The organism is Nonomuraea sp. NPDC050643 (genome assembly GCF_040654715.1).
Classification (GTDB): Bacteria; Actinomycetota; Actinomycetes; order Streptosporangiales; family Streptosporangiaceae; genus Nonomuraea.
On the sequence record NZ_JBFAIM010000047.1, the window covers coordinates 49,191 to 75,958 of the forward strand.

Annotated in this window: 20 protein-coding genes; 10 read left to right on the top strand and 10 right to left on the bottom strand. The window is 69.3% G+C overall.

Annotation, left to right across the window (positions count from 1 at the left end; genetic code table 11):
• Nucleotide 1: 1 nt before the first annotated feature.
• From pgsA to AB0I15_RS43715, 4 genes are all read right to left on the bottom strand, one after another.
• Nucleotides 2-574: a CDP-diacylglycerol--glycerol-3-phosphate 3-phosphatidyltransferase gene (gene pgsA / locus AB0I15_RS43700; RefSeq protein ID WP_358110023.1), complete on the bottom strand. Its 573-nt coding sequence runs from the start codon at nt 572-574 to the stop codon at nt 2-4.
• Nucleotides 571-1,980 (bottom strand): 30S ribosomal protein S12 methylthiotransferase RimO, encoded by a 1,410-nt coding sequence (gene rimO / locus AB0I15_RS43705; protein ID WP_358110026.1) that lies wholly within the window; start codon nt 1,978-1,980, stop codon nt 571-573. Before rimO ends, pgsA begins: the two co-directional genes overlap by 4 nt.
• A gap of 58 nt (nt 1,981-2,038) precedes the next feature.
• A complete protein-coding gene (locus tag AB0I15_RS43710; RefSeq protein WP_358110030.1) occupies nt 2,039-2,776 on the bottom strand; it encodes a helix-turn-helix domain-containing protein in 738 nt (245 codons plus the stop codon).
• 104 nt (nt 2,777-2,880) lie between these two features.
• Nucleotides 2,881-5,394, bottom strand: a complete 2,514-nt coding sequence (locus AB0I15_RS43715; protein WP_358110033.1) for a DNA translocase FtsK — start codon at nt 5,392-5,394, stop codon at nt 2,881-2,883.
• A gap of 137 nt (nt 5,395-5,531) precedes the next feature.
• Between AB0I15_RS43715 and AB0I15_RS43720 the strand changes: the two genes are divergently transcribed.
• Together AB0I15_RS43720 and AB0I15_RS43725 are read left to right on the top strand one after the other, a co-directional pair.
• Nucleotides 5,532-5,783, top strand: a complete 252-nt coding sequence (locus tag AB0I15_RS43720) for a tyrosine-protein phosphatase (protein ID WP_358110036.1) — start codon at nt 5,532-5,534, stop codon at nt 5,781-5,783.
• Nucleotides 5,771-6,001, top strand: coding sequence for a tyrosine-protein phosphatase (locus tag AB0I15_RS43725; RefSeq protein WP_358110039.1), 231 nt, complete (start codon nt 5,771-5,773; stop codon nt 5,999-6,001). Before AB0I15_RS43720 ends, AB0I15_RS43725 begins: the two co-directional genes overlap by 13 nt.
• Nucleotides 6,002-6,070: 69 nt before the next feature.
• Here AB0I15_RS43725 and AB0I15_RS43730 read toward each other — a convergent pair whose 3' ends face one another.
• Nucleotides 6,071-6,685: a response regulator gene (locus AB0I15_RS43730; protein WP_358110042.1), complete on the bottom strand. Its 615-nt coding sequence runs from the start codon at nt 6,683-6,685 to the stop codon at nt 6,071-6,073.
• Nucleotides 6,682-10,722 carry a HAMP domain-containing protein gene (locus AB0I15_RS43735; protein WP_358110045.1) on the bottom strand — a complete coding sequence of 1,347 codons (4,041 nt, stop codon included), beginning with the start codon at nt 10,720-10,722 and terminating at the stop codon, nt 6,682-6,684. The genes AB0I15_RS43730 and AB0I15_RS43735 overlap by 4 nt, the downstream gene beginning before the upstream one ends.
• A gap of 95 nt (nt 10,723-10,817) precedes the next feature.
• Here AB0I15_RS43735 and AB0I15_RS43740 point away from each other — a divergent pair, with 95 nt between their 5' ends.
• The gene (locus AB0I15_RS43740; RefSeq protein ID WP_358110048.1) at nt 10,818-13,283 is read left to right on the top strand and encodes a SpoIIE family protein phosphatase; all 2,466 of its coding nucleotides are present in this window, start codon (nt 10,818-10,820) and stop codon (nt 13,281-13,283) included.
• Here AB0I15_RS43740 and AB0I15_RS43745 read toward each other — a convergent pair.
• The 3 genes from AB0I15_RS43745 to AB0I15_RS43755 form a co-directional block, all read right to left on the bottom strand.
• A complete protein-coding gene (locus AB0I15_RS43745) occupies nt 13,276-14,208 on the bottom strand; it encodes an aldose epimerase family protein (protein WP_358110051.1) in 933 nt (310 codons plus the stop codon). The genes AB0I15_RS43740 and AB0I15_RS43745 overlap by 8 nt on opposite strands.
• On the bottom strand, nt 14,205-15,167 hold the full coding sequence (locus tag AB0I15_RS43750) for a LacI family DNA-binding transcriptional regulator (protein ID WP_358110055.1): 963 nt from the start codon (nt 15,165-15,167) through the stop codon (nt 14,205-14,207). Before AB0I15_RS43750 ends, AB0I15_RS43745 begins: the two co-directional genes overlap by 4 nt.
• 103 nt (nt 15,168-15,270) lie before the next feature.
• Complete coding sequence (locus AB0I15_RS43755) at nt 15,271-16,065, bottom strand: NAD(P)-dependent oxidoreductase (protein WP_358110058.1); 795 nt, start codon at nt 16,063-16,065, stop codon at nt 15,271-15,273.
• A 136-nt stretch (nt 16,066-16,201) separates the two neighbouring features.
• Here AB0I15_RS43755 and AB0I15_RS43760 point away from each other — a divergent pair, with 136 nt between their 5' ends.
• The 5 genes from AB0I15_RS43760 to AB0I15_RS43780 all read left to right on the top strand — a co-directional run bounded on the left by AB0I15_RS43760 (nt 16,202) and on the right by AB0I15_RS43780 (nt 21,768).
• The gene (locus AB0I15_RS43760) at nt 16,202-17,509 is read left to right on the top strand and encodes a sugar ABC transporter substrate-binding protein (RefSeq protein WP_358110061.1); all 1,308 of its coding nucleotides are present in this window, start codon (nt 16,202-16,204) and stop codon (nt 17,507-17,509) included.
• Nucleotides 17,506-18,435 carry a sugar ABC transporter permease gene (locus AB0I15_RS43765; RefSeq protein WP_358110064.1) on the top strand — a complete coding sequence of 310 codons (930 nt, stop codon included), beginning with the start codon at nt 17,506-17,508 and terminating at the stop codon, nt 18,433-18,435. Before AB0I15_RS43760 ends, AB0I15_RS43765 begins: the two co-directional genes overlap by 4 nt.
• On the top strand, nt 18,432-19,292 hold the full coding sequence (locus AB0I15_RS43770; protein WP_358110067.1) for a carbohydrate ABC transporter permease: 861 nt from the start codon (nt 18,432-18,434) through the stop codon (nt 19,290-19,292). The genes AB0I15_RS43765 and AB0I15_RS43770 overlap by 4 nt, the downstream gene beginning before the upstream one ends.
• Nucleotides 19,293-19,365: 73 nt before the next feature.
• On the top strand, nt 19,366-20,127 hold the full coding sequence (locus tag AB0I15_RS43775; protein WP_358110070.1) for an IclR family transcriptional regulator: 762 nt from the start codon (nt 19,366-19,368) through the stop codon (nt 20,125-20,127).
• A 735-nt stretch (nt 20,128-20,862) separates the two neighbouring features.
• The gene (locus AB0I15_RS43780) at nt 20,863-21,768 is read left to right on the top strand and encodes a 5-dehydro-4-deoxyglucarate dehydratase (protein WP_358110073.1); all 906 of its coding nucleotides are present in this window, start codon (nt 20,863-20,865) and stop codon (nt 21,766-21,768) included.
• Nucleotides 21,769-21,947: 179 nt separating this feature from the next.
• Here AB0I15_RS43780 and AB0I15_RS43785 read toward each other — a convergent pair whose 3' ends face one another.
• On the bottom strand, nt 21,948-23,417 hold the full coding sequence (locus tag AB0I15_RS43785) for an aldehyde dehydrogenase (NADP(+)) (protein WP_358110076.1): 1,470 nt from the start codon (nt 23,415-23,417) through the stop codon (nt 21,948-21,950).
• A 104-nt stretch (nt 23,418-23,521) separates the two neighbouring features.
• Here AB0I15_RS43785 and AB0I15_RS43790 point away from each other — a divergent pair, with 104 nt between their 5' ends.
• Entirely contained in the window at nt 23,522-24,778 is a 1,257-nt protein-coding gene (locus AB0I15_RS43790; RefSeq protein ID WP_358110201.1) for a glucarate dehydratase family protein, read from the top strand.
• The gene (locus tag AB0I15_RS43795) at nt 24,775-25,923 is read left to right on the top strand and encodes a hypothetical protein (protein WP_358110079.1); all 1,149 of its coding nucleotides are present in this window, start codon (nt 24,775-24,777) and stop codon (nt 25,921-25,923) included. The genes AB0I15_RS43790 and AB0I15_RS43795 overlap by 4 nt, the downstream gene beginning before the upstream one ends.
• Nucleotides 25,924-26,768: the final 845 nt, after the last annotated feature.

Below are 26,768 nucleotides of genomic sequence, written 5' to 3' on the forward strand. Positions count from 1 at the left end.
CTCACTCCCCGCGCACCTGTTTGGCCACCTGGCGCAGCCTGATGGCCCTGATGACGTAGTCGACGCCCGTGCCCACGGTCACGACGGTCGCCGCCCCCATCACCACCCACCGCACGGGCCCGGGCACGAAGGGCAGCAGGTAGAGCACAATGGCGGTGATCTGCAGCACGGTCTTGACCTTGCCGCCGAAGCTGGCCGGGATGACCGCGTGCCGCAGCAGCACGAACCTGAGCACCGTGATGCCCAGCTCCCTGCCGATGATCACGGCCGTGACCCACCACGGCAGCTCGTCGAGGATCGACAGGCACACCAGGGCGGCGCCGATGAGCGCCTTGTCCGCGATGGGATCGGCGATCTTGCCGAAGTCGGTGATGAGGCCGTAGCGCCTGGCCAGCTCCCCGTCGAGGTGGTCGGTGATGGAGGCCACCGCGAACACCGCCAGGGCGGCCACCCGCCAGCCGGTGCCCGGCAGGAAGAGACAGACGACGAAGAAAGGGACGAGCACCAACCGGAGGACCGTGAGGACGTTGGCGATGTTCCACGGGCTTACGACGCGGCGCTCGTCCCTCTTCATGGACCGGCCTTGATGCGCGCGATCAGGTCGACACCCTCGGCGTCGACCACGACCGCGCGTACGATCTGCCCCCTGACCAGACCGATGCCCTGCACCGTGACCGAGCCGTCGACCTCGGGGCCCTGGTGCGCGGCCCTGCCTTCGTAGCCGCCGTCGCCCAGGTCGTCGTCGATCAGCACGTCGACCTCGGTGCCGATGCGCTCTTCCGCGCGCTGGGCGGTCAGCTCTTCGGCCAGCTCGGTCAGGATGCGCACGCGCTCGTCGACGACCTCCTGCTCCAGCTTGCCGGGCAGGCCGGCGGCCTCGGTGCCGTCTTCGTCGGAGTAGCCGAACACGCCGATCACGTCGAGCCTGGCCTCCTCCAGGAACCCGACCAGCTCGCCGAACTCCTCCTCGGTCTCGCCGGGGAAGCCCACGATGAAGTTGGAGCGCACGCCCGCCTCGGGGGCGCGCTCACGGACGGTCTCCAGCAGCCCCAGGAAGCGCTGAGGGTCGCCGAAGCGGCGCATCCTGCGCAGGACCGAGCCGCTGGCGTGCTGGAAGGACAGGTCGAAGTAGGACGCGACGCCCTCGGTGCCGGTGATCACGTCGATCAGGCCGGGGCGCAGCTCGGCCGGCTGCAGGTAGCTGACCCGCACCCGCTCGATGCCCTCGACGGCCGTGAGCTCGGGCAGCAGCTTCTCCAGAGCCCTGAGGTCGCCCAGGTCCTTGCCGTAAGACGTGGAATTCTCGCTCACCAGGACGAGCTCGCGCACGCCCCTGTGGGCCAGCCAGTCGGCCTCGGCCAGCAGCTCATCCGGCTTGCGCGAGACGTAGGAGCCGCGGAAGGCCGGGATGGCGCAGAACGTGCAGCGCCGGTCGCAGCCGGAGGCCAGCTTGAGCGAGGCCACCGGGCTCTCGTCGAGCCGTTTGCGCAGCACACGGGGACCGCTGGCGGGCGCGAGGCCCGTCGGCAGGTCGCCGTGGCCCGGGATGCTCGTCTTGGGCGCGCTGGCACGGTCCACCGGCGAGATGGGTAGCAAGGTGCGGCGGTCGCGTGGCGTGTGGGGCTTGAGCGCGCGGCCCTCGAGCACGTCGTCGAGGCGGCCGCCGATCTCGGCGTAGTCGTCGAAGGAGATGACCGCGCTGGCCTCCGGCAGAGCCTCGGCCAGCTCGTTGCCGTAGCGCTCGGCCATGCAGCCCGCGGCCACCACCTTCGCGCCGGAGTCAGCGGCGGCGAGCAGCGTGTCGATGGAATCTTTCTTGGCCGAGTCAATGAAGCCACACGTGTTGACGACGACGACATCGGGGTCGTCGTCGCCAAGCTGCCAACCGGCAGCCTCAAGTCGCGCGGCGAGCTCCTCGGAGTCGACCTCGTTGCGCGCGCAGCCCAGGGTGATCAGCGATGCGGTTCGGCGGGATGACATGGTGAACACTACGGTATCGGGAGTTGGCCACCACCCGATGCACGGGCTCCCCAGGTGACTACCGAGACTGCGGTTTGGGCGGCCCGAACGAGCGCCGGACCACCTCTCCCCGGCCGCCGAGGCCCTTCACTTTTTTGCCGTTGACGTGCAGGGTCACGGCTCCGGCGTCCGCGATCAGCACGTTGACCTTCCCGGGTGCCTTCCAGGTCGAGGTCTTTCCCGCCTTCAGCGTCCCGGCGAACAGTTTGCGCCCGTCGGCGTCGTGCACGTTCACGTACGACGACCGCTTGGCCTTCATCCGGACCGTCACCATGCCCTTGGGCAGGGCCTTGGCCGGCGCGGCCCGCGGCGACTCGGTGATGGGCGTGTTGGGCGGGACGCTGGGCCTGGCCGAGGCCGCCCGCACGTCGCCCGTCCGCACCTGGTCGCTGGCGCCGCCCAGCACCCGCATCATGCCGAACACCACGACGACGGCCAGCGCGACTCCGAGCGCCATCGTCCAGTTCGGCCCCCGCCGCTCCGGCAGGTGGATCTTCTTGTCGGCCTGGAACACGGCCGAGGCCGCGAACGGCTGCGGCGCCCCGCCGTGCTCCTGGTCGTAGAGATGGACCGTGGCCTCCGGATCGAGCCCCACGGCCTTGGCCACGGCTCTGACGTGCCCGCGGGCGTAGAAGTCGCCCCCGCACTGACCGTAGTCGTCCTGCTCCATCCGCTGGATGATCGCTTCGCGGATATTGGTGGCCGCGCCGACCTGTGCGACCGACAGTCCGGCAGACTGCCTTGCCGCCGCCAGCATGGCTCCGATGCTCTGCTCCTGCACAGTGACCGCCCCCCACCACTCATCACTGTTCGTGGTAGTACACATTCAATCAGTTACCACCGCGCAAGCATGCATTGGGGTCATTCGCCACGCAGGTCAGCCAGCAAACCCGGCAGATCGTCGGGCTTCACGAGCACTTCGCGCGCCTTCGAGCCCTCACTCGGGCCGACCACGTTGCGGCTCTCCAGCAGGTCCATCAGCCGCCCGGCCTTGGCGAACCCGACGCGCAGCTTGCGCTGCAGCATCGAGGTCGAGCCGAACTGCGTGGTCACGATCAGCTCGGCCGCCTGGACGAGCAGGTCGAGGTCGTCGCCGATCTCCTCGTCGATCTCCCGCTTGACCGGCGCGACGGTCACGTCCTCGCGGTATTCGACCTGCATCTGCGTCTTGCAGTGCGTGACGATCTCGGCGATCTCCTTCTCCGAGACGAACGCGTTCTGGATGCGGATCGGCTTGCTCGCGCCCATCGGCAGGAACAGCGCGTCACCCTGCCCGACCAGCTTGTCGGCGCCCGGCTGGTCGAGGATGACGCGCGAGTCGGTGAGGCTGGAGACGGCGAAGGCGAGCCTGGACGGCACGTTGGCCTTGATGAGGCCGGTGACCACGTCGACCGACGGCCGCTGGGTGGCGATCACGAGGTGGATGCCGGCCGCGCGGGCGAGCTGCGTGATGCGCACGATCGAGTCTTCGACGTCGCGCGGGGCCACCATCATGAGATCGGCCAGCTCGTCGACGATCACCAGCAGGTACGGGTACGGCTGGTAGACCCGCTCACTGCCCGGCGGCGGCTGCAGCTTGCCCGCCCGCACGGCCTTGTTGAACTCGTCCACGTGCCGGAACCCCGACGCCGCCAGGTCGTCGTAGCGCCGGTCCATCTCGCCCACCACCCATTCGAGGGCCTCCGCGGCCTTCTTCGGGTTCGTGATGATGGGGGTGATCAGGTGGGGGATGCCCTCGTACACGCTGAGCTCGACCCGCTTGGGGTCGACCAGCACCATCCGCACCTCGTCGGGCGTGGCCCGCATGAGGATGCTGGTGATCAGCCCGTTGACGCAGACCGACTTGCCGGCGCCGGTGGCGCCCGCGATGAGCAGGTGGGGCATCTTGGCGAGGTTCGCGACGATGGTCCGGCCCTCGACGTCTTTGCCCAGGCCGACGATCATCGGGTGGTGGTCGGCCTGCGCCACCTGGGCCCGCAGCACGTCGCCGAGCGAGACGAGGTCCTTGTCGGCGTTCGGGATCTCGACGCCGATGGCCGACTTGCCCGGAATGGGAGACAGGATGCGGACATCCGCGGACTTGACGGCGTACGCGATGTTCTTGGTGAGGGCCGTGACCTTCTCCACCTTGACCGCCGGGCCCAGCTCGATCTCGTAGCGGGTCACGGTCGGCCCCCGGGTGAACCCGATCACCTGCGCGTCGATGGTGAACTGCTCGAGCACGCTCGTCAGCGCGTTGACCACGGTGGTGTTGGCCTTGGTCTGCGGCTTGGGCGCGCTGCCCTGCTTGAGGAATTGCAGGTCCGGGACGCTGTAGGGGCCCGCCTGCGGCGACAGGACGAGCTGCTCGACCTTGCGGGGCGCGGGGGTGGGCAGCGGCGGCTCAGGGCGCTTCTCCGCCTCGGGAGCGGGCTGTTCGTCCTCGTCCGTCAGCCCCGGCACGATCTCGGGCGAGTGGTCGGGACGCTTGTCCTTCTCGGCCAGCACGGGTGTGTCGTAGGGCTTGACGATCTCGACGCCCTCGCCGTCCTCGCCCTTCTTGGCCCGGGTCCGCCTCTTGGCCGGCGTCTTCTGCTGCTGGTCGGGCTCCGCGTGCCGCTCGAACAGCATGTGCTTGAGCTCGGCCAGCCGCTCGGGGATCCGGTGCACGGGCGTCGCGGTGATCACCAGCACGCCGAACCCGGACAGGAGCAGCAGCAGCGGGATCGTGATCCACGGCGGCAGGATGCTCATCGGCGGCGCCGACACGATGAACCCGATCATGCCCCCGGCCGCCGACACCCGGTCCATGCCCTGGCCCTCACCGGCCGGGTAGGGGGTGCCGTTGGCCACGTGGATCACGCCGAGCACGCCGACCAGCAGCGCGGCCCACCCGATCACCATGCGCCCGGTGTCGGCGTTCTGGTCGGGGTGACGCAGGTAACGCCAGGCCAGCAGCCCCAGCAGCAGCGGCAGCGCCCAGGCCAGGGAGCCGAACACCCCGCGTACGGTCACGTTGACCACACCGGAGACGGCCCCGTCGGCGTTGCGCCAGGTCATGGACGCGACCACGACCGCGCCCGCGAGGACCGTCAGCCCCACGCCGTCGCGCCGGTGCGCCGGATCCAGCTCGCGGGCGTTCTTGCCCAGCGCGCGAGCCGTGCTGCCGATGCCGTTGGCGAGCAGCATCCAGAGCCCGACGATCAGCTTGCAGATCATGGTGAAGACCCAGCTGATGGGGTCCTGGTGGGTCATCGAGGGTTTACGGCCGGAGGCGGCTCCCTTCGCCCTGGACCGTCCCGCCGACGTGCTCGCGCGCTTGGCGGGAGTCGGGCGAGACGAGGTCGACCGCTTCGCCGGCCCCTTCGATGCGCTTTTCGGCGTACGGGTGGCCATGATGCCAAAGGTACGTCGGAGACACCGCGGTACGCGCGGAGGCTCGCCGATGCGACCACCTCAAAGGTGACGCGAGGTTCATCCGCCATCCAGCTCAATGCCGCTTTCCACCGCGTAAAGATTCGTATACCTGTCTTATGCCTCTTCTCAACCTCCGGGACGTCGCGGGGGAGACCGCGTTACGCGCCGGCGTGCTCTACCGCTCGGCGCAGCCGCACACCCTCACCCGGGAGGACGCCGCACTGGTGGCGGGCCTGCGGCTCATCGCCGACCTGCGCGGCGACGACGAACGCGCCGCCGACGACTGGGCCCTCGTCGTGGACGGCGCCGTCCTGGGTGTGCGGCACGCGCCGCCGGAAAGGACCGCACCGGCCTGGTGGTCGCGCTGATCCTCGACCTGCTCGCCGTGCCGCACGAGGCCATCGTGCGCGACTACGCGCTCACCGCCCAGGCGCTGCCCGACGTGCTGCCCATGCTCGGCCTGAACCTGCGCCCCGGCATGCCACCCGCACTGCTGGAGGCGCCGGAGAGCGCGATGCGCACGTTCCTGGCGGCGCTGACCGACTGCGCGGCGGCGCGGAGCGGCTCCTGCTCGCCCACGGCCTGACCGGCTCCCACGCCGACCGACTGCGCGCCGCCCTCCTCCCCTGAACCCCCCTGAGCCCTCTTCCGGGGCTCAGTCCCGGCCGCGGACGGACGAGACGGCCTCGAAGGCGGCCTGCATGGCGGCCACCCGGTCGGCCAGGTCCTTGACCGCCTCCCGCACCCCCTCGTCTCCCCCCGCGGCGTCACCCAGCCCCTCCAGGCGCGTCTCCACCGCGCCGAGCCGCAGCGCGAAGTCCGTCAGCACCTCGTTGTCCTGCACGAGCTGGCTCAGCAGCGCCGCCTGCTCGACCAGCACCGCGTTCTTGCGGAACAACTCGATGAAGACCGCGACCTTGGACCTCAGCACCCACGGGTCGAACGGCTTGGTGAGGTAGTCGACGGCGCCCACCGCGTAGCCCCGGAAGGCGGCGCCCGAGCTGGGCTCGGTGCCGGTCAGGAAGATGATGGGCACGTCGCGGGTCTGGTCGAGCCGCTTGATGTGGGTGGCCGTCTCGAAGCCGTCCATGCCCGGCATGAGCACGTCGAGCAGCACGACCGCGAAGTCGTGGCGTAACATCAGCTTCATCGCCTCGGGCCCCGACCTGGCCTTGAACAGCACCTGCTGCAGCGGCCGCAGCACGGCCTCCAGCGCGACCAGGCTCTCGTCGTTGTCGTCGACCAGCAGGATCTTGACCTGGCGGTTCATCCGCCACCCTCTCTCTCGCCCGCGAGCCACCCGCGCATCACCTCCAGGAGCTGGTCGAGGTCCACGGGTTTGGGCACGTAGGCGGAGGCGCCGCGGGCGATGGTCTTCTCCCGGTCGCCGGGCATCGCCTTGGCGGTGAGCGCGATGATCGGCAGCTCGGCGAACCGCGGCATCTGGCGTACCGCGACGAGCGTCTCGTAGCCGTCCATCTCCGGCATCATCACGTCCATGAGCACGAGCGCGATGTCCTCCTCGCGTTCCAGCGTCTCGATGCCCTCCCTGCCGTTCTCGGCGTAGACGATCTCCATGCCGAGGCGGCCGAGCACGTGGGTCAGGGCGTACACGTTGCGGATGTCGTCGTCCACGATGAGCACCCGCCTGCCGCCGAACACCTCGCCGAGCGGGCCCTCGGTGAGCCTGGAGAGCGTGGAGCCGGACTGCCACAGGTCGTCGCCCTCCCCGGACGGCCACTCCTCCTGTGCCGGGGTGGTGCGGGCCTCGACCACCTCGGGCAGGGGCCCGGCGGGCCACTCGGGCTCGCCCGGCGCGTTGGAGGCGGGGCAGGTGGCGGGCACGAAGAGGGTGAACGTGCTGCCGCTGCCCGGTTTGCTGCTGGCGTGGATCTCGCCGCCGAGCAGGCGGGCGATCTCGCTGCTGATCGACAGGCCCAGGCCGGTGCCGCCGTATTTGCGGCTCGTGGTGCCGTCGGCCTGCTGGAACGCGCCGAAGATGGCCGGCAGCTTGTCGGCCGCGATCCCGATGCCGGTGTCGCTGACCGCGAACGCGATCACCTCGCCCTCCTCCGACGCCTCCCGGTCGACCGAGACCCGCAGCCGCACCTCGCCCGCGGAGGTGAACTTGACCGCGTTCGACAGCAGGTTGCGCAGGATCTGCTGCAGGCGCCGCTCGTCGTTGTAGAGCTCGCGCGGGGTGCCGGGCCTGACCTCGATCTCGAACGTGAGCCCCCGGTCCACGGTGAGCGGCCGGAACGTGGCGTCGACGTAGTCGAGCAGCTTGCTCAGCGGCAGCTTCTCCGGGCGTACGTCCATGCGCCCGGCCTCGATCTTGGACAGGTCGAGGATGTCGTTGATGAGCTGGAGCAGGTCGCTGCCGGCGTTGTGGATCGTGGTGGCGAACTCGACCTCCTGCTCCGACAGGTTGCCCTCGGGGTTGTCGGCCAGCAGCCTGGCCAGGATGAGCAGGCTGTTGAGCGGGGTGCGCAGCTCGTGGGACATGTTGGCCAGGAACTCCGACTTGTAGCGGGAGGAGGTGGCCAGCAGGTGGGCCTTCTCCTCCAGCGCGGCGTTCGACTTGCGCAGCTCGGCCTGCTGGCGCTGCAGCTCGTCCGAGCGGCCCTGGAGTTGCTGGGCCAGCCGCTGCGACTCCGACAGCAGCGCCTCCGTGCGGGCGTTGGCGATGATCGTGTTGATCGCCACCCCGATGGTCACCACGAACTGGTCGAAGAAGGCCAGGTGCACGTCGCTGAACCGGCTGAACGAGGCCAGCTCGATCACCCCGAGCACCTTGTCCTCGTACACGATGGGCAGCACCACCACGCTCGCCGGCGCGGCCTCCCCCAGCCCCGAGTGGACCTTGATGTAGCCGGGCGGCACGTCCTCGAACAGGATGCGTTTGCGTTCGAGGGCGGCCTGCCTGATCAGGCCGGGGCCGGGCGTACCGGGGCCCGGCAGCACGTCGTGGGCCGCGCCGTAGCCGGCGATGAAGGCCAGCGCGCCGTCGAGCGAGTCGGCATCGGCCAGGAAGAAGGCGCCGTACTGGGCGCTGACCAGCGGCGTCAGCTCGCGCAGGATGAGGTCGGCGACCTCGACCAGGTCGCGGTGGCCCTGCATGAGCCCGGCGATGCGGGCCAGGTTGCTCTCCAGCCAGTCTTTGGCGCGGGTGGTCTCGCGCAGGTTGGCGACCATGAGGTTGACGTTGTTCTTCAGCTCGGCGACCTCTCCCTTGGCCTCGACGCTGATCGAGCGGCTCAGGTCGCCCTGCGCCACGGCGCTGGCGACCTCGGCGATGGCGCGCACCTGGGTGGTCAGGTTGCCCGCCAGTTCGTTGACGTTCTTGGTGAGGCGCTCCCAGGTGCCGTAGACGCCCTCGACCTCGGCCTGCCCGCCCAGCCTGCCCTCGGAGCCGACCTCGCGGGCCACGCGCGTCACCTCGGAGGAGAACGACGACAGCGTGTCGACCATCGTGTTGATCGTGGTCTTGAGCTCGAGGATCTCGCCGCGCGCGTCCACGTCGATCTTCTTGGACAGGTCGCCGTTGGCCACGGCGGTGGCGACCTGGGCGATGTTGCGTACTTGGCTGGTGAGGTTGGAGGCCATGAAGTTGACGTTGTCCGTCAGGTCCCGCCAGACCCCGCTCGACCCCCGCACCTGCGCCTGGCCGCCCAGCCGGCCCTCCGTGCCCACCTCGCGCGCCACCCTGGTGACCTCGTCGGCGAACGCGGACAGCTTGTCCACGGTGGCGTTGATGGTGTCCTTGAGCTGGAGGATCTCGCCGCGGGCGTCGACGGTGATCTTCTTCGACAGGTCGCCGTTGGCGATGGCCGTGGTGACCATGGCGATGCTGCGTACTTGGCTGGTGAGGTTGGAGGCCATGAAGTTGACGTTGTCGGTCAGGTCCTTCCACACCCCGCTCACACCCCGCACCTGCGCCTGACCCCCCAGCCGCCCCTCCGTCCCCACCTCACGCGCCACCCGCGTCACCTCGTCGGCGAACGCCGACAACTGGCCCACCATCGTGTTGACGGTGTCCTTGAGCTGCAGGATCTCGCCCTTGACGTCGACGCTGATGTTGCGGCTGAGGTCTCCCTGGGCGACGGCGGTGGCGACCTGGGCGATGTCGCGTACCTGCTCGGTGAGGTTGGAGGCCATGAAGTTGACGTTGTCGGTCAGGTCCTTCCACACCCCGCTCACACCCCGCACCTGCGCCTGACCCCCCAGCCGCCCCTCCGTCCCCACCTCACGCGCCACCCGCGTCACCTCGTCGGCGAACGCCGACAACTGGCCCACCATCGTGTTGATGGTGTCCTTGAGCTGCAGGATCTCGCCGCGCGCGTCGACGGTGATCTTCTTCGACAGGTCGCCGTTGGCCACCGCGGTCGTCACCTGGGCGATCGAGCGCACCTGGGTGGTGAGGTTGGAGGCCATGAAGTTGACGTTGTCGGTCAGGTCCTTCCAGGTGCCGAGCACGCCCTTCACCTCGGCCCGGCCGCCGAGCTGCCCCTCGGTGCCGACCTCGCGCGCCACCCGCGTCACCTCGCTGGCGAACGCCGAGAGCTGGTCGACCATGGTGTTGACGGTCAGCTTGAGCTCGAGCAGCTCGCCCGTGGCCTCGACCGTCACCTGCCGGGTCAGGTCGCCCCTGGCCACGGCCGTGGTGACGACCGCGATGTCGCGCACCTGGGCCGTCAGCCGCCCGGCCATGGCGTTGACGGCCTCGGTCACGTCACGCCAGCTCCCCGACATGCCCTGCACCTTGGCCCGGCCGCCGAGCCGGCCCTCGGTGCCGACCTCGCGCGCCACCCGCGTCACCTCGCCGGAGAACAGCGCGAGCTGCTCGACCATGCGGTTGACGGCCTTGCCCATCAGGCGCAGCCCGCCGCGCAGCGGCCGGTTGTCCTCCTGGAGGTCCACCCGCTGCGACAGGTCGCCGTCGGCGACCGCGTTGAGCACGCGCGTGGCCTTGGCGGCCGGGATGACGAGCGCGTCGACCAGGGTGTTGACGGCGTTGACGTTGACCGCCCAGCTCCCGGTGCCGGGGCTGGGGCTGAGCCGCTCGTCGAGCCGCCCCTGCCTGGCCACCTCGCCGCGCAATCGGGTCAGCTCGTTGGACAGGTGCTCGTTACGGTCGATCACCTGGTTGAACGTCGTCGCCAGCTCGGCGAGGATCGGGTCTTCCGGCATCTCCAGCCTGGAGCGGAAGTTGCCGTCACGCAGCCCCTGCAGGGCCACGAGCAGGGGGCGGAGGTCCGCCGGGTGGAGCGATCCAGGGGTGTACGGGGATTCCAACTGCGCGACCATGGCGGCCTTCTTCACAACTGGAGGTATCAACGGCAACAGTCTGCCACTCTGAGAGTGACCGAACTGCCACATCGAGTGATGTTCTAGGACGCAGAGTGGACACGACCAGGGTGTCGAGCACGGCCTTCGACGGCACTCCCCATGCACCGGCGCACGCGCGCAAGTTCGTCCGCCAGGTGCTCGGCGAATGGCGCCTGAGCCATCTCGCGGAAGACGCCGTGCTCCTGACCAGCGAACTCGTCACCAACGCCGTCGTGCACGCGGGCACGGGCGTCGAGCTGACCTGCCGTCTGGACGTCGATTCCACCCCGGCGAAGCTCGAGATCGAGGTCGACGACCACCATCCCAGCCGCACCATTCTGGCCGCCGAGCCCCAGCCTCCCGAAGGCTCCGCCGAGCCGCTGCCCGTCTCCGGGCGCGGTCTCGCGCTCGCCGGCATGCTGGCCGACGCCTGGGGCGTGACCTACACCAGGACCGCCAAGCGCGTCTGGGTCCGCATGGAGCTCAGCGACGGCTGTGACCAGCAGGAGGTCGTGGTCGGCCCGCCCGGCCTGGCCCCGGCCATGATCGCCGGGCCCGTCGACACCCTGCACGTCGGCGTGATCGTCTCCGACCGCGACGGGGTGGTGGAGTCGTGGAACTCCGAGGCCGAGAAGCTGCTCGGCTGGCGGGCCGAGCAGGCCGTCGGCAGGTCGCTGAAGGAGCTGGTGGCCTGGCGCGGCCACGGCCCGTACGCGCTGTCGCTGGCCGACACCCTCAACCTGGGCCGCTGGCGGGGCGAGGCGCGCATGCGGCACCTGGACGGGCGGCTGATGCCCGTCTACGTCTCCCACCTGCGCACCCGCTTCGACGAGCGCAAGGCCATCTGGATGGTGGTGGGCAGCGACCACCGCTACGTCCTGACGCCGCCGCCCGCGCCGCTGCGCCGGGAGGCCGGCCGGCGCATCAAGGACCTGCTCGACCAGGACATGCCGTTCTCCGAGCTGCTCGACACCATCGCCCAGATCGTGCAGATGTCGTGCGGCGGCGACGCCGCCTACGTGCTGCTGGCCGCGGACGGCGGCAACCGCTTCGGCGTGGCGGCGGGCGCGGGCGTCACGGCCGGGCTGGTGGGGGTGCTGGCCACGGGCGTGTTCGGCGGCGACCGCAAGACGCCTGCCATGACCGAGGACCTGCTCGCCGGGGACGTCGAGCTGGCGCAGCAACTGCGCGCCCGGTCACTGGCGTGCGCGCCGCTGCTGGTGGCCGGCGAGGTGACCGGCTACATCGTGGTCACCGCCGTGCAGCCGGGCCGCTTCGACCAGGAGCTCACGGTCAGCCTGCAGCACATCGCCGACCAGGTGGCCGTGCCCGTGCAGCGCGAGCGGCTGGCCGAGCAGGAGCGCGCGCACCGGGGGCGGCTGTCGTTCCTGGCCGAGGCGGGCGAGCTGCTGGCGGGCGTGCACGACGAGGAGCTGATCGCGGCCCTGACCGCGCAGCTCGTGGTGCCCAAGATCGCCACGTGGGCGGCGGTCTACCTGACCGACCTGACCGGGATGACCAGGCTCGCCCATGTCTGGCACAGCGAGGAGCGTCACAACGCCGACCTGCGCAAGTCGCTGCCCGCCATCCCCCGCACCGCGCTGACCGAGATGAGCTGGCCGGTCGGCCCGGAGAGCGTGCTGTCGTTCCCGCTGCTCACGCAGGGCAGGTCGCACGGCGCGCTGGTGATCGGCCGGGGTGAGCCCACGCTGCCGCTCGAACTGGCCGACCTGCTGGCGGACCTGTGCCGGCTGGTGGCGCTCAACCTGCACACGGCCATGCTCTACGCCAGGCAGGCGACCACCTCGCGGGTGCTGCAGCGCAGCCTGCTGCCGATGCGGGTGGCGCCCATGCCCGGCCTGGAGTCCGCGGTCGTCTACGAGCCCGCCGAGGAGGGTGCCGACGTCGGGGGCGACTTCTACGACCTGTTCACGGTGGCGGACCACTGGTGTTTCGCGCTGGGCGACGTGTGCGGCAGCGGCCCCGAGGCGGCCGCGGTGACCGGGCTGGCCCGGCACGCCGTACGCCTGCTGGCCAAGGAGCACTACACGGTGGCCGACATCTTCGACCGGCTCAACCACGCGCTGCTGGAGGAGGGCGAGGAGGGCAGGTTCCTCAGCCTGCTGTGCGGGGAGCTGACCCCGCTGCCGCAGGGCGGGGCGCTGTGCACGATCGCCTCGGCCGGCCACCCGCCGCCCCTTCTGCTGCGGGCGAGCGGCCGGGTCGAGGCCATGGCGACGCCGCAGTTGCTGCTCGGCATCGAGGCCGGCGCCAGGTTCTACGTGGAGACGTTCGAGCTGGCGCCGGAGGAGGTGCTGCTGTGCGTCACCGACGGCGTGACCGAGCGGCGCGACGGCGGCCGGCTGCTCGACGACGGCGACGGACTGTCGGCCATCCTGTCCGGCTGCACGGGGCTGAGCGCCCACGCGGTGGCCGAGCGGGTGCGGCACGCGGTCGAGTCGTTCGCCGCCGAGCCGTCGCAGGACGACGTGGCCCTGCTGGTGATCAAGGCCGCCGCCGCCCTGCGGCAGGTCAGATGAAGCGGTAGGTGGTGGTGGAGGTGCGGAGCTCGCCCGGCCGGAGCACGGTGGAGGGGAACTGCGGCTGGTTGGGCGAGTCGGGGAAGTGCTGGGTCTCCAGGCACAACCCGGCGAAGGCCCCGTACGGCGTGGCGACGCCGTCGAGCATGCCGCCGGCGTAGAACTGCACGCCGGGCTCGGTGGTCGTGACCTTCATGGTCAGGTCGCCGGCCGTCACCGTGACCTCGCCGTCGAGCACGAAGCAGTGGTCGTAGGCGCCGTCGTAGCGCTCGCCCACGGTGTGCGGCTCGAGGAAGTCGAACGGTGTGCCCTTGACCTTCGCCGGCTCGCCCGTGGGGATCTTGTCCTCGTCGACCGGCAGGTAGTGCTCGGCCTCCATCCGCACGACGTGGTCGAGCACGTCGCCGCCGCCGTTGAGGTTGAAGTAGGAGTGGTTGGTCAGGTTGACCACGGTCGGAGCGTCGGTGTCGGCCGTGTAGTCGATGCGGAGCGCGTCGCCCGCCAGCGTGTACGTGACCGAGGCGGTCAGCGTGCCCGGGTAGCCCTGGTCGCCGTCGGGGCTGGTCAGCGTGAGCGTCACCGACGACTCCGAGCGCTCGGCGACCTTCCACACCTTGGAGTCGAAGCCCTCGGTGCCGCCGTGCAGGCTGCTCGGGCCGTTGTTGGCCGGCAGGCGGAACTCGACCCCGTCGAGGGTGAAGCGGCTGTTGGCGATGCGGTTGCCGTACCGGCCGACGACCGCGCCGAAGTAGCGGCTGCGGGTCTGATAGTCCTGCAGCGTGTCCAGCCCGAGCACGACGTTGACCCCGGACACCTCCAGCCTGCGCACGATGGCGCCGTAGGTGAGCACCTCGGCGCGCAGGCGTCCCGACGCCAGCTCTACGCACTCGACCTGCTGACCGGACGGCAGCGTTCCGAAGATCATGTTTGGGCCCTTCCCGTGGACTCGCGGATGATGAGGGCGGTGTCGAGGGTCACCGTCGCGCCCTCGCCCCCCGACTGCAGCAGCAGATCGACGGCCATTCTCCCGGCGGCCACGGCCGGCATGGCGACCGTGGTCAGTTTGGGCCGGTTGAGGCGCCCGGGGAGGATGTCGTCGAACCCGACCACACTTATCTGGTCTGGTACCCCTATCTCCATCGCCGACAGTCCCTCGATGACGCCGAGCGCGACCAGGTCGTTGTAGGCGAGCACCGCGGTCGCCCCGCAGGCCGCCACATCGGCGGCCACGGCCAGGCCGCCGGCCTCGGTCGGCTGGTTCGGGCCGAAGAAGACCAGGTCGAGCCCGGGCGCCTCGGCGGCCACGCCCTGCATCTCGTTGCTGGTCCACGAGCCGATCGGCCCGGACACGAGCGCGATCCGGTGGTGGCCGAGCCCGGCCAGGTGCTCCAGCGCGCTCTTGGCGCCCTGGGCGACGTTCATGAGCACGGCGGGCATGCCCTTGATCCGCCGGTTGACCACGACGAACGGCACGTCCTCGGCCAGGCGCTCGATCATCTTGTTCGACAGGCGGGGGCTGCACAGCAGGACGCCGTCCACCTGTTTGGTGAACGTCCTGATCAGCTCCTCCTCGACACGCGGATCCTCGTCGGTGTCGGCCACGAACACGTGGTAGTCGCGGCCTCTGGCCTGTGACTGGGCGGCCTTGATGAGCGGTGGGAAGAACGGGTTGGCGATGTCGGCCACGATCAGGCCCATGTTGAACGTGCGCCCGGTGGTCAGCGCCCTGGCCGCGCGGTTGGGGCGGTATCCCAGATCGTCGGCGGCGGCCAGCACGCGGCTCCTGGTGGCAGGATTGACCAGGTGCGGCGCGGAGAACGTTCGGGACACGGTGGACACGTGGACGCCGCACGCGCGGGCCACGTCTTTGATCGTCGCCGCCATCGCCGTCCTCCCTTGCAAACGGTTGCCAGATCAAACCTTGACCTTTGGGCCCGGAGTCGTCAAGGTTCTTGCAACCGGTTGCCAGGGTGGAGCCGGCTGAGGGCTACCAGGAGCCGCCCAGTTCGTTCAGGGTGAAGACGCCGCCGGCGCGGTGGTGCAGGGGCTGCGACAGGTCCGGCTCGCCGTGCTCGGCGATCAGCTCGGCGGCCAGGGAGTCGGAGGAGTCGCGGGAGACGTACCCGATGGACGTGGCCTCCTCCAGGGACCACCAGCGGCGGGCGTTGTCCGAGACGCCCCAGACGACGTGGTAGCCCGGCGCGACCAGCGCGGCCTCGACCAGGCGGGCCAGATCGTCGGGGGAGATCCAGGTGGCCAGGCCGCGGGTGTCGAGCGAGCCCTCATTACAGGTGCCGAGCCTGACGACGGTCACGTTCATGCCGAACCGGTCGTGGTAGAGACTGCCGAGCGCCTCCATGACGACCTTGCTCACGCCGTAGAAGGTGTCGGGGCGCGGGAAGGCGTAGTCGGGCAGGTCCTCGCCGGACTCCGGCCTGGTGTGGAAGCCGGCCGCGTGGTGGCTGCCCATGAGCACGAGGTGCTCGACGCCCTCGTCGCGCGCCGCCTCCATCAGGACGTGCATCCCGTTGATGTTGGCCTGCACGATGTCGGCCCAGGGACGCTCCCTGCTCTGGCCGCCCAGGTGCAGCACGGCGTCCACGCCCTTCATCGCCTCGGCCATGGCGGCCGGGTCGGCGAGATCGGCCGTCACCCATTCCTCGCCCGGCCCCGGCTCGCCCGGCTGAATATCCGAAAGCCGCAGCGTACGGCCTTCGCGGGCGAGCCGCGGCCGCAGCAGCGTGCCCACCTTTCCGGCGGCCCCTGTCATGAGAATGCGCATGCCTCCATGATGTACACGATTCTGACAGAAATTCACATCCTTGAATATTGACCGTGAGCCATGCCACTAGTTACGTTCACAGGCACACATCCAAGAGCACGACTCATGTCCACGTATGTGAACGGGAGGCGGTCTGATGTCACGTCGTCTACTCGGGGTCGCGATCATGACGACCCTGGCCGTAGGGCTGACAGGCTGCGGCTCCGGGGGATCAGGTTCGGACAACACGCTGGAGATATGGATCAGGCAGGCGCCGGATTCCGACTCCGCCAAGACGGCCAAGAAGCTCGCCGACGCTTTTACCAAGGCCAGCGGCGTTCAAACAAAAGTCGTGGCGCTTTTCGACGACTTCGAAACGAAACTGAACCAGCAAGCGGCTCAGAAGCAGCTTCCTGACATCGTGATCAACGACACCGCCCAGCTCGGCAACATGCAGTCGCAGGGCTGGCTCCGCGAGGTCGACAAGGCCGGGCTGGCCGGCGGCGACAAGCTGTCGGAGCTGTCGTGGAAGGCCGCCACGGGCAGCGACGGCAAGTCGTACGCCGCCCCCTTCTCCGCCCAGGCGTTCGCGCTGATCGTCCGCAAGGACTGGCGCGAGAAGGTGAAGATGGAGCCGCCCGCCACCTGGGAAGACCTGTCCAAGCTGGCCACCGCGTTCACCGAGCAGGACCCCGACGGCAACGGCCAGAAGGACACCGCCGGCTTCGTCATCCCCGCGGGCACCAAGCGCGGCTACGCCTCCTGGTACGCCTCCTCGCTCATCTACGCCAACGGCGGCGACTTCATCAAGGCGGCCGCACCCGGCAAGTTCGCCGCCTCGATGAACGACCCCAAGACCGTCGAGGCCGTCCAATACCTGCAGGACCAGTTCTGCAAGTCCAAGACCGTCAACCCCGGCGCCGTCAGCAACGACACGACCGTCACGCACGAGGTGTTCGAGAAGGGCCAGGGCGGCATCTACCTGGTCGGCCCGTACGTGCTGGCCAGGTTCGTCAAGAGCATCGGCACCGACAAGATCGAGGTCCTGCCCGTGCCCAAGGGCCCGTCGGGCGGCCCCGGCACCCTCGGCGAGGGCGAGAACGTCTACCTCATGGCCGGCTCCCAGAACCAGGACGCGCAGAAGAAGTTCGCCGAGTTCGCGATCTCGCCCGACGGCCAGAGGATCGGCATGAACAAGGACGCCAACGGCGCCATCGTCCGCCTGCCCGTCAACACGCAGGTCGACATGGCCGCCGAGCGGCAGGACCCGCGCTGGAAGGTGTTCCAGGACTCGTACGCGAACGCCGTCTACGCCCCGCCGGTGCCCAACTGGGCGCCGATCCGCCAGGACTCCGCCGACGCCATCAACACCGTCTGGGCCGACTGCTCCGCCGACGTCAAGGCGGCCATGGAGCAGGCCAACACCAAGCTGACCCAGGAACTGCAGAGTCAGAAAGCGTCATGACCTCGACACTCGCCCCGGCGCGCAGCCGGTCGGCGCCCCCCGGCCACCGCCCCAAGGCGGCGCGGTGGCGGGGTCCGCTGATCGCCTGGCTGTTCCTGGCGCCGGCCCTGTTGCTGTTCCTGTACTTCAAGTTCATCCCGATGTTCGTCGGTCTCTGGAAGAGTCTGTTCAAGGTCCAGACCTTCCTCGGTGACGAGTGGGTCGGCTGGGCGAACTACCAGACGATCATCACGGACGACGAGTTCGGCGCGGCCATCTGGCACAGCATCGTGCTGGCGCTCGGCACCACGGTCGGCTCCCTCGTGCTGGGCCTCGGCTTCGCCCTGCTCATCGAGGGGCCCGCCCGGTATCTGTGGTTCGTCAGGACCGCGGCCTTCCTGCCGGTGGTCACGACGATGGCGGCCGTGGCCGAGGTGTGGCGCATCCTGTACCACCCCGCCCCCAACGGGACGCTCAACACGATCATCGGCTGGGTCGGCATCGACACGCAGCCCTGGCTGGGCAGCGAGGACACCTCGCTGTGGTCGATCATGCTGATGAGCATCTGGCGCGGGACCCCGTACGACATGATGATCTTCCTGGCCGGGCTCGTCGGCGTCGACCGCACCCTGTACGAGGCCGCGGCCGTGGACGGCGCCTCCACCTGGCGGCGGCTGCGGCACATCACCCTTCCGGCGCTGCGGCCGGTGTTCTGGATCCTGTTCACCCTCGCCGCCATCCGCGGGCTTCGGGTGTTCGTCGAGGTCTACGTGCTCACGAACGGCGGCCCGAACGGCTCGTCCGAGGTGCTCATGACCTTGATCTACAAGCTCGGGTTCCAGAAGAACGAGCTGGGGGTCGCCTCGGCGGGCGGGATCGTGCTGTTCCTGGCCACGCTGGCGCTCACCGTTGTCGTGCAGATGCTGCGCAGGAGGCAGGCGAGATGAGGTTCGACAGCGCGCTGGGGCTGGAGTCGCGGCGGGGGCCGTTGGCCGTTGTCGGCAAGGTCCTGATTTATGGGCTTATGGTGGCCGTTTTCACCGGGCCGCTGGTCGGGCTGCTGATGAGCTCGTTCAGCAAGACCCTCGACCCGACCGCCTTCACCTTCTGGCCGGACGAGTTCACGCTCGAGAACTTCGTCCAGGCCCAGGACAAGAACGTCTACCTCTACCTGCTCAACTCGTTCGTGGTCGTGGGCTTCGGGCTGCTGCTGCAGATGCTGGTGAGCGTCTTCGCCGCCTATTCGCTGGCCCGCAAGAAGTTCCGGGGCATGACGTTCGTGATGCTGCTCATGCTCACGACGATGATGCTCCCCGAGGAGATCATCGCGATCCCTCTCTCACTCGTCCTGGCCGACATGCCACTGCTGCACCTGAACCTCATCGGCACGTACGCCGGGATGATCCTGCCCGTCGGCGCCTGGGGCTTCTCCATCCTGGTCATGACCGAGTTCATGAAGGAGGTGCCGGTCGAGCTGGAGGAGGCCGCGCGCATCGACGGCGCGGGCGAGCTGCGCATCTTCGCCACGATCATCCTGCCGCTGTGCCGCCCGGCCCTCGGCGTGATCGGCGTCTTCGGCTTCACGATGATCTGGGACCAGTACCTGCTGCCCCTGATCGTCGCGCCGGAGTCGGACATGTGGACGCTGCCCATCGCGCTGCGCTCACTCCGCTCCGACGAGGAGGTCGGCATCGGCGTGCTGCTGGCGGCCTCTCTGCTGGCGCTGCTGCCGTCGATCATCGCCTTCCTGGCCTTCCAGCGGCAGTTCATGCGCGGTCTGACAAGCGGCGCGGTAAAGGGTTAAGGGTCCATGTATCTGGACGGTATCCAATAACCTGGATGTCCTGGTCCGCCGAGGGATACGAGATGGGATGAGTATGGAGCCCCAGCTGGTCAAGTCCGCGGAGCGGACGGTACGCATCCTGGAAGCGCTCGCCGATTCACACGACCATCTGACACTGTCGGAGCTCCAGCAGCGCACCGGGTTCCCGCGCAGCAGCCTGCACGCCCTCATGCGGACACTGGTCGAGCTCAACTGGGTGGAGACCAACTCGGCCAGATCCGCCTTCGGCATCGGCCCGCACGCGCTGCTCACCGGCACCGCCTACCTCGACAAGGACCCCGCCCTGCCCTTCGCGCAGGAGACTCTGGAAGACCTGCGGGACGAGATCGGCCAGACCGTGCACTTCGCCCGCCGCGACGGGGCCCACGTGCTCTACCTGGCGACCCGGGAGTCACGCGAGGCCGATCACATCATCCCGAGGGTGGGCCGGCGGCTGCCCGCCCACGTGACGGCGCTCGGCCAGGTGCTGCTCGCCCAGCTCACCGACGACGAGGTGGAGGCGCTGCTCCCCGATCCGCTGGCGGCACTGACCGACCACACGATCACGGACATGGTCAAACTCACCGGAGAGCTCGACCAGGTGCGGACGCGGGGGTGGGCGTACGAGCGTGAGCAGGGGACGCCGGGGGTGGCTTGCGTGGCGGTGGCGGTCGACTACCGCATCCCGGCGACAGACGCGATCAGTTGCTCGATGCCGGCCCGGCTCGGCCCTCCGGACATCGAGCAGGTCACCGAGGCCGCGATCAAACACACCCGCAAACTCGCCGCAACCCTCCGCCGCGAAGGCATCCGCTAACCCGCCCACCCCCACCCATCTCTTTCACCCCCACCCGCCCCATTCACCACCCCCCACCCGCCCCCCTCGCACATCTCGCCACGCGCCACCCCCGTACTCCGCCCAGCCACCCCATCGCCCAGCCCACGCGTCACCCTCAGCGCTTCCGCCCAACCACCACACCACTCCAGCCCTCTCACCACCCCACCACCCCAGCACCCCACTGCCCAGCCCTCTCACCACCCCACCACCCCGCTGCCTAGCCCTCCCACCGCCCCCGGCACTCCGCCGCCTAGCCACCGCACCACCCTGCAGCCCATTCACCCCCCACCGCCCCATTCACCGTCCCGCCACGCACCACCCCCATGCACCGCCTCACCACCCGCCGCCAAACGCGCGACCACCAGCCTTCACACCGATACAACCAGCAGAGCCCAGGCGCCCATGCCGCCGGTCACCAGTCCAGCGGTCAGCAGGCCACATGGCGACCTGCACCACTTTCCTTTCTCCCGCCTTCCCTCTCCCCGGCCCCGGCTCCCTTCCCGACCCACCATCTGCTCCCAGCCCTTCATCCCTCCCTCACTTCCCGAGGATGAGCAACCGCGAGTCCTTCACGGCACTGGAAACGAGCCGGCCGAGCGACATCCGGACCCGCCCCTCCCCGAACCCAAGCCGACCCGCCCTCCCCACGCCGAGCCCAAGCCGACCTGCCCTCCCCACCCCCACAGAGCGAGCAACCGCTGGAAAGGACCGCTGATGCGGCTGGATGGTGTTCTCTTCTTCCCTGTGACCCCGTTCGGGCAAGATGGCGACCTCGCCGAACTCGTGCTGGCCCAGCACGTAGCCGCAGGGGTGGCGGCCGGGGCGGGAGGAGTGTTCACCGCATGCGGCACCGGCGAGTTCAACGCCCTCGATCTCGAGGAGTACACCCGGGTGGTGTCCACCTCGGTCACAGCGACGGCCGGCCGCGTACCCGTACTCAGCGGCGCCGGCGGCCCCTTGCCCACCGCCAAGGCCCTGGCCCGAGCCGCCGCGGCTCAGGGCGCCAACGGTCTACTCCTGATGCCGCCCTACCTGGTGACCGGCCCGTCAGCCGGCCTGGTCCGGTACGTCCGCGAGGTGGTGTCCATCACCGACCTCCCCGTCATCGTCTACCAGCGCGGCACGGCCCGCTTCACCCCAGAAGCCGTGGCCGAACTGGCCCAGATACCCAACGTGGTGGGCTTCAAGGACGGCCTCGGAGACTTCGACCTCCTGCAGCGCATCATCCTGACCGTACGCCGCTCCACCGACAAGGATTTCACGTTCTTCAACGGCCTCCCCACCGCCGAACTGACGGTCCCCGCGTACCGCGGCCTCGGAGTGAACCTGTACTCAAGCGCCGTCTTCGCCTTCGCCCCCGAAATCGCGCTGGCGTTCTACAAGGCAGTCACAGGCAACGACGAGGTACTGACCCAACGCCTCCTGACGGACTTCTACCTGCCGCTGGTCGAGCTCCGCGACCAAGTACCCGGCTACGCGGTATCCCTGGTAAAGGCCGCAGTACGAATGCGAGGCCTGGCTGTAGGAGGCGTACGCCCCCCACTGGTGGACCCACAACACGACCACCTGGCAACCCTGGAACAACTCATCACCACAGGCCTGGAAATCGCAGGAGCCTAATCCCGGCCCCGCACCACACCGGCCCCGCACCCTATCCGTCCACCCCTTCGTCCCCGTGCCCGCCCCTTCCCCCAAGAGACGGGCACACGAACCGGTCCACATCACCGCGAACCGCGAACCGCAATCACGTCAAGCCGACTCCCCCAGAGCCGAGCCCCCATTCAGGAGCCAAGCTCCGTTCAGGCCTGCAAACGCCCGTCGACCCGGCGCGGAATCCCCAGCGGGTTCCCGTCCTTGAGCTCCTCCGGCAGCAGCCCCTCGGGCCAGTCCTGATAGGCCGTAGGCGCCAGCCACCGCTCGATGGCCGTAGCCCCGACAGACGTAGAGGTCGTCGTAGCCGCAGGCCAGGGCCCACCATGCTGCATGGCCCAGCACACCGCCACCCCGGTGGGCCACCCGTTCCAGATGAGCCGCCCGGCCTTCCGGCCCAGCACCTCGACGACGTCACCGACCTCCTCCGGCTCGGTGCCGTGCACGGTCGCGGTCAGCGACCCCTCGAGCCGCTCGAGAACCGGCCGCAGTTCCGAAACCTCCCGGTACGTCACCACGATCGACGCCGGCCCGAAGCACTCCTCGCCGATGTGCGGCAGCTTCTCCGCGAACGTGTCAAGGTCGGCGGTGAACACCTTGGGCGTGACCGCCCAGTTCCCCTCCCCCGGCTTACCTTCGGCCAGCAACTGCAGCTCACCCAGCCGCTCGACGCCCCCGACGTACCCGTCCCTGATCCGCTCGGCCAGCATGGGCCCACCGGTGGTGCCTTCGACGGCCTCCACGATGGCCTTGCGCAGCTCGTCGTCCTCGGGCACGAACATGAGCCCCGGATTCGTACAGAACTGCCCGACCCCCAGCGTGAGCGACCCGGCGAAGCCCGCGGCGATCTCCTTCGCCGACGCCGACGGCAGCACGACGACGGGATTGACGCTGCCCAGCTCACCGAAGAACGGAATCGGCACCTCCCGCTCGTCGATCAGCTTCTGGATCGCCTTGCCCCCGGCCACGGACCCCGTGAACCCGGACGCGACCACCGCGGGGTGCCGCACCAGGTCGGCGCCCGCCTGCATCCCCTGGACGAGCCCCAGCAGGTCCGGGTACGGAAGCGCCTCCCGTACGATCTTCGCCACCCGCTCGGACGTGTTCGGGTGCCCCGGGTGCGCCTTCACCACCACCGCGCAGCCCGCGGCCAGCGCGGAGGCGGTGTCACCACCGGCCACCGAGAACGCGAACGGGAAGTTGCTCGCCGCGAAGACGGCCACGACGCCGGGCAGCGGGTGCTTCATCCGCCGTACGTCGGGCCTGGGCGGCGCGAGCGAAGCATCGGCGTGATCGATGATGGCCTCGAGATAACCGCCGTCCCTGATCACCTGGGCGAAAAGCCGGAACTGCCCGGCCGTACGCGCCACCTCGCCCCGCAGCCGCACCTCGCCGAGCGCGGTCTCCTGGTCGGCAAGCTGCCACAGCTCGTCCACGTGGGCGGAGAGCGCGTCGGCGACGGCCTCGAGCGCGACCGCCCGCTCGGCCGCCGGGGTCGCCCGCCAGGCGGATCCGGCGGCGGCCGCGGCGGAAACGACCAAGTCGACCTCGGCGCTGTCGGTCTCGGGCAGGGCGGCGCCCACGGTTTCGCCGGTCCTGGGGTCGTGTCCGTAGATCATCGAATGGCCCTTCGGAGTCTTGACACTTCTTCAGCCTGATTCTTACAGTTGCGGCAACTTGTCCACAAATCTGGCCATTGTTCACATATATGGACGGCGATCGAATGATCATCAGGCAGATCCACGTAACACCTGTAGCTTTCCGGGATCCGCCCCTCTTGAACGCCGCCGGAGTCCACGAACCGTGGGCCCTCCATACCATTGTCGAGGTCGTCACAGATCAAGGTCTGACCGGGTTGGGCGAGACCTACGGCGATCTCGAACATCTCGGCAAAGTACGCGAATGCGCGCAGGCCCTGATCGGCCTCGACGTCCACGCCGTGAACACGATGTACGCCAGGATCAGCACGATCGTCGGCAACCCGGTACGCGACCTGCACGGCCTGACCGGCGTCGCGAACAAGGAGAAGAGCATCGACCGGGTCTTCTCCCCCTTTGAGGTGGCCTGCCTGGACATTCGCGGCAAAGCCGCCGGCGTGCCGGTCGTGGACCTGCTGGGCGGCAAGGTCAGGGACGCCGTGCCGTACAGCGCCTACCTCTTCTACAAGTGGGCCGGCCATCCCGGCGAGGAGCCGGACAGATTCGGCGCAGCCCTGGACGAAGCGGGCATAGTCGAACAAGCCAGGCTCCTCATCGAGGAGTACGGCTTCACGTCCATCAAGCTCAAGGGCGGCGTCTTCCCCCCGGACCAGGAAATGGCCGCCATCCGCGCCCTGCACGAGGCGTTCCCCGGCATACCGCTCCGCCTCGACCCCAACGCCGCCTGGACGGTGGAGACCTCGATCCGCGTGGGCCGCGAACTGGAAGGCGTCCTCCAATACCTGGAGGACCCGACCGCCGAGATCTCCGGCATGGCGGAGGTGGCCGCCGCAGTCCCCATGCCGCTGGCCACGAACATGTGCGTGGTCACCCCGGAACACTTCCCGCCCGCCATGGCCTCCCGCGCGATCGGCGTACTCCTCCTGGACCACCACTACTGGGGCGGTCTCGTACGTTCTTCGCACATCGCCGCCATGTGCGACGCGTTCGGTCTGGCGATGTCGATGCACTCCAACTCCCATCTCGGAATCAGCCTGGCGGCGATGACCCATCTGGCCGGGGCCACGCCGAACCTCACGTTCGCCTGCGACACGCACACCCCCTGGCAGGACGGCCAGGACGTGGTCCGGCCGGGCGCCCTGAAGTTCGTGGACGGCGCCGTACCGGTGCCCGCGGGTCCGGGCCTCGGCATCGAACTGGACCGCGACGCGCTCGCGGTCATGAACGAGCAGTACGAGAAGTGCGGCATCGTGGCCCGCGACGACGCGTCGTACATGCAGCGCTTCAACCCCACTTTCTCGGCCAGGAGGCCCCGCTGGTGAACATCGCCTACCTCTACCCCTGGGACGTCGTCGGAGACCCCTCGGCCCCCGCCCGCCTGGCAGCCCTGGGCGTGGAAGCGGTGGCCCTGGCGGCGAGCTACCACTCGACGCGGGCGGCCACGCCGTACCACCCGTCCCATCGCGTACTCGATGTCCCATATCCGGCCTTCTACCTCCCCATCCGAACGTCCGCCTGGTCCCGTCTGGTCCCGGTAGGCCCGACGTGGACCCCCGCCGACGCCTACCTCCAGGCCAGAGACGCCCTGAAGGCGGTCGGCCTCCAGGTACACGCCTGGACCGTCCTCACTCACAACTCCCACCTGGGCACGGCCCACCCTGACCTGACCGTACGCAACGCCTTCGACGACCCGTACCCGTACGCGCTGTGCCCCGCCCACGAGGACGTCATCGAGTACTGCGAACGCCTGGTCCAGGAGATCCTCGAAGTAGGCGAACCGGACGGCCTGATCCTCGAGGCCTGCGGCCCGATGGGCTTCGGCCACCAGAGCGTCCACGAGAAGACCTCCGGCGCCGACTGGACCGCGACCGACTCCGACCTCCTCTCCCTCTGCTTCTGCGCAGCCTGTGCCCCCCGCTACCCAGAATCCACAAAAGCCCAGGTCCGCGCGGCCATAGACCGCACAACCCCGTCAACCACCGACGCCAAGCCCTCCCCTCCTGCCGACACCATCGAGGAGGCCCTGGGCTCCCTGGCGGACGAGGTGCGCACCATCCGTCTCTCCCTTTCGACAACCCTCCGCCAACGCCTGATCGCCGTAGCCAGAAGCACCGCCCCCAACACCCCGATCACCCTGCACGCCAACCCAGACCCCTGGGCCGCCGCCGCCTTCGCCGCCCTTCCGGAGGGCGAGCCCGGCGCAGACGTCCTGGTCGGCAACTGCTGGGGCGACCCCGCCACGGACTCCGCCCGCCTCACCCGCCTGCAAGAACTGTCCACTCCAGGCCAACGAGTAGGCGCCTACGTCCTGGCCCTCCCACCCCGCCCAGCCGACGCCACCACCTTGGCCGACCTCCTCAGGGCGTACGCCAAGGCCGGAGCCTCAGAATTCCACCTGTACCACGCAGGCCTGGCCTCCCCCCACCGCCTATCCGCCCTAACCAAGGCCCTACACCAGACCACCTGACCGCTCCTCTTCACCGCCCCACCAACACCACAACAACCAGCCCACGAAGCCCCAACCGGCAAGTAGCCAGCGGCAGCAAACGTGGTGGGGCCGACGATGACAAGACCGGTCGTAGCGAAGCCGGCCGTAACGAAGCCGGTGGTGAGTGGATGGCGAAGAGATAAGCAGAAGCTGTTGAAGGCGTGAGGCTGCTTGTCTCAAACGAGGCACCGGCGAGGTGGTAGATCTCGCAATCCACTCCGTCGGCAAGCCCCTCACCCCTTCACAAGATCACCAAATCCGCTTCACCCCGCGCCCAACCTCTGTCATCAGCCCAGCTAAGCCAGGCGCCCCCTTCAGCGCCGCTTCACCATGACCGCCCTCGAAGAACGGCAACACCCCGCTGCAGCGACTGCGAACCTCCCATCAACCCTGCACAGTCACGCAGGAAGCCCGCCGACGGCAACAGATCACAGCCCACCAGGCCATACGCCCTCCAACAGCGCAATCCGACCATTCCCTTACACGCCATTCACTGGACCGCCCCCAGCTAGCAGGCACCAGCACCAGCACCAGCACCAGCACCACTCAACCCCGGGTACCGGCACAGCCGCCACCCAACGCCAACACCGGCACCATGACGCCACCGCCACCAAGCAGCACCGCTCAAGTAGCCCACTCCGCCGAGTCAGGCCGCTGAGTCAGGCCGAAATTCCACGTGTCGCCCTGCACCAACCGACCAACCAAACCCCAGAGAGCCAGCCGCTCAGGCCGCTCAGGCCGCTCAGGCCGCTCAGGCCGCTCAGGCCGCTCAGGCCGCTCAGGCCGCTCAGGCCGCTCAGGCCGCTCAGGCCGCTCAGGCCGCT